Annotated in this window: 3 protein-coding genes; 1 reads left to right on the top strand and 2 read right to left on the bottom strand. The window is 42.8% G+C overall.

The genetic code is table 11. The features are described 5' to 3' along the window. Positions 1–263 precede the first annotated feature (263 nt). On the bottom strand, positions 264–905 hold the full coding sequence (locus CK510_RS27800) for a Uma2 family endonuclease (protein ID WP_095724729.1): 642 nt from the start codon (positions 903–905) through the stop codon (positions 264–266). Positions 906–1,029: 124 nt separating this feature from the next. Between CK510_RS27800 and trxB the strand changes: the two genes are divergently transcribed. Then, on the top strand, positions 1,030–2,409 hold the full coding sequence (gene trxB / locus CK510_RS27795; protein ID WP_095724728.1) for a thioredoxin-disulfide reductase: 1,380 nt from the start codon (positions 1,030–1,032) through the stop codon (positions 2,407–2,409). Between the two features lie 104 nt (positions 2,410–2,513). Here the strand turns inward: trxB and CK510_RS27790 are convergent. Then, positions 2,514–3,680, bottom strand: a 1,167-nt coding sequence (locus tag CK510_RS27790) for a sulfate/molybdate ABC transporter ATP-binding protein (protein WP_143289473.1), incomplete at its 5' end; no start/stop codon positions are given.

Below are 3,680 nucleotides of genomic sequence, written 5' to 3'. Positions count from 1 at the left end.
CTACGGTGTACACACAAGTCCTATCTGCAAGGGTTTTAAGCTTTCTATACTCTTTCCTCCTCATTCCCAGGCTCTGCCTGGGAATGCCCTCCGAGAGGCTTCGCCTCCAGTCACACCAAGAGGCGGAGCCTCTGGGGTTGCGTTCCCAGGCTCTGCCTGGGAACGATGAAACCCGCTCTGGGTATACTTGTGTGTACACCGTAGGTGAACGGAGAGGGGAAATATACTCCTGCGGAGGCATATAGCACCAATCTATATCCAATCTATAGGGGTGAGTCAAAAATTTGTTGAGCGGTAAGGTTTAATTGGGGGAAGGTTGGGGATTTAATTAAGTCGTTTCCTCGAAATATTTTTTTTACATATTCCCCTTCGATTAACTCGCATACAAAGATTGTGGGTTGTTTGGGATAGCCGATAAAATCACGTCCACCCAAAGCCGCATAATCAAAAATCCAATATTCAGGAATACCCATTTCTTCGTAGTCTCGAAACTTATCATAGTAGTCATCACGCCAATTTGTCGAGACTACTTCTACAATTATTTTGATTGAAGCTGCATTTTGAATTACTGATTCTGTTTCCCAGCGTGTTTCATTACCGAGATTTTCTTGGTCTAAAATAATGATGTCGGGTTCATACCCACATTTATCACGACTTGGTTTTACAATCGATTCTCTGGGAATAAACCAAATCCCTCGCTTTCCTATTTCTCTAATGGCTAGAAGCAATTCTTCAATGGCAAAACCCGTTAATTTTGAATGTTTACCCCTGGGTTTTGGCATTTCCACAATTACCCCATCGTGCAATTCATAGCGGACTTCTGAGTTTTCTGGACACCATTCGATAAATTCATCGAAGGTATATACTTTGGTTTCAGTTTGTATTTGCGTTTGGGCTTGGGTCACAGTTCCCACCTCCACATATATTTGACTTTACCATCATTATTTGGGTTCATCTTCCCCTTCCTTAAACCTAAATTTGTGTTAAACTGGCATTAAACGAAGTCGGTATGAGTTTAGATAAGCAATTATGACAAATCCTACACAAGAACATCCCAAAATTGAAAATTTAGTAATTATTGGTTCTGGTCCTGCTGGTTACACTGCGGCAATTTATGCGGGAAGAGCAAACCTCAAACCTGTTGTATTTGAAGGCTTCCAAGCTGGGGGATTGCCTGGTGGGCAGTTGATGACGACGACGGAAGTCGAGAATTTTCCTGGGTTTCCGGATGGGATAACGGGACCAGATTTGATGGATAATATGAAGGCGCAAGCGGAGCGTTGGGGTGCGGAATTATACACAGAAGATGTGATTTCGGTTGATTTAAGTCAGCGTCCGTTTACTGTTCGTTCCGAAGAGAGAGAATTTAAGGCACATAGTATTGCGATCGCGACTGGGGCAACGGCGAAACGGTTGGGTTTACCCAGCGAGCATGAATTTTGGAGTCGGGGAATTTCGGCTTGTGCGATTTGTGACGGAGCAACTCCAATTTTTCACGGTGCGGAGTTGGCTGTAATTGGTGCGGGTGATTCGGCTGCGGAGGAGGCAATTTATTTGACTAAATATGGTTCCAAGGTGAATTTGCTGGTGCGATCGCAACAAATGCGGGCATCGAAGGCAATGCAAGACCGTGTTTTAAGTAACCCGAAAATCCAAGTGTATTGGAATACGGAAGCAGTGGATATTTTTGGGAATGGGCATATGGAGGGGGTGAAGGTTCGCAACAGTCTGACGGGTGAGGAAACTGTTGTCAAGGCGAAAGGGTTATTTTATGCTATTGGGCATAAACCCAACACATCTTTATTTACGGGACAAATCGAACTCGATGAAGTCGGGTATATTGTCACTAAGCTAGGTTCGCCAGAAACCAGTGTAGAAGGGGTTTTTGCTGCGGGTGATGTCCAAGACCATGAATTTCGCCAAGCGATTACAGCCGCAGGTTCGGGATGTGCGGCAGCGATGTTAGCAGAACGGTGGTTATCTGCCAATGGTCTGATTCAGGAATTTAAGCAAGTTCCCCACACTCCCGACAATGAGATGGAGCATCAGTCAAAAGTCAAGCAAATTACTTCCGAGGAGTTTGACATTAATGGCACAAGACATGTAGGAGGATTTGCATTGCGGAAATTATTCCACGATAGCGATCGCTTACTCGTTGTCAAATATGTTTCTCCTGGTTGTGGTCCTTGTCATACCCTCAAACCCATATTAAATAAGGTAATTGATGAGTTTGATAGTAAAGTTCATTTTATCGAAATTGATATCGATGCTGACCGAGATATTGCGGAGAATGCGGGGGTGACAGGTACACCAACTGTACAGTTTTTCAAGGATAAGGAATTGTTGAAGGAAGTAAAAGGTGTGAAGCAGAAGAGCGAATATCGCACGTTGATTGAGAGTTCTTTGTAAAAAGCGGAATTACCCCCCTTAATCCCCCCTTGCAAAGGGGGGAAACAAGAAATATTGTTCCCTCCCCTTTCCAAGGGGAGGGTTAGGGAGGGGTCATATTTTATTCATCGTTCCATCAAAATCAACCGCAGGGAATCTAAGCGCAGGTAACAAGGAAAAGGCTGGTTTTTGATTTTTTCCCATTTTTCTTTAAATACTTCCGCTTGCAGATGATAATCCTCCACATTTTCAGGAGGATTTTGTAATTTCAAAAATACCGTCATTCGGTGAGGAGTTTCACTTGTCTTTACCAACCAACAACTAAAAGTATTTTCCTGTTCTGGGTTGTTAGTAAAGCTGATTTGATGGGCGCGAATCCCAATGTGGGATAAATTGGGGGGGATTGGTTTATTTACTCGCAATATACAACCCCAATCAACAGCTTCTACATATTCAGATTCTACATATTCAGAACCATTTTTGGTAGCTTGAGAAAAGTTTTTACAACCCGTAATTTGAGCAACAGTCACAGTTTGGGGATGCTCAAAAATCTCTTGTTTGGAACCGTATTGAACAGATTTTCCCCGTTCCAAAACCAATAAATTTGGACAAACTCGGTAAGCTTCTTCCATATTGTGGGTGACAAATAAAGACACACCACCGTAATCAGCTAATTTTGTCACCATTTCCTGCTCAAGTTGACTGCGTAGATATGTATCTAAAGCCGAAAATGGTTCATCTAATAAAAGCGCTTCCGGTTGCGAAGCTAATGCCCTTGCTAATGCTACCCGTTGTTGCTGTCCCCCAGAAAGTTGGTGAGGATATCGATCGCCTAATCCCGCTAGTTGTACCCCGATTAATTGAGTTTCGACTTGTTGTTTAATAGCTTTACTGGATAATTTTTTTGGTAAACCAAAAGCGATATTTTGCCCTACCGTCATGTGGGGGAACAAAGCGTAATTTTGGACTAGAAAACCAATCTTGCGATCGCATGATGGTACATTAATCTTTTTTTGCGAATCAAATAACACCCGTCCATTCAAAATAATCTGTCCTGAAGTGGGTGTTTCTACCCCTGCCAAGCAGCGTAAAATCATACTCTTTCCAGCCCCAGAACCCCCCAATAATCCCAAAGGTTGGTCATCTGTGGTGAATGATATTTGTAAGTCAAAATCAGCAAGTTGTTTATAGATATCAACAACAAGTGAGGAATTAGGAGTTAAGAGTGAGGAGTTAGGAGTTAGGAATGTAGCTTGCTTCTCCGGAAGGGTAGAATTAGGAATAGTAAATTT

The organism is Brunnivagina elsteri CCALA 953, assembly GCF_002289455.1.
In the GTDB taxonomy this organism is placed as follows: domain Bacteria; phylum Cyanobacteriota; class Cyanobacteriia; order Cyanobacteriales; family Nostocaceae; genus Brunnivagina; species Brunnivagina elsteri.
The sequence above is the reverse complement of the archived record's forward strand: the minus strand, read 5'-3'. Positions and strand labels throughout refer to the sequence as shown.

What these genes read in the sequence shown, in the direction of transcription:
- trxB (WP_095724728.1), top strand. Translation starts at nt 1,030, where the DNA reads ATGACAAATCCTACACAAGAACATCCCAAAATTGAAAATTTAGTAATT.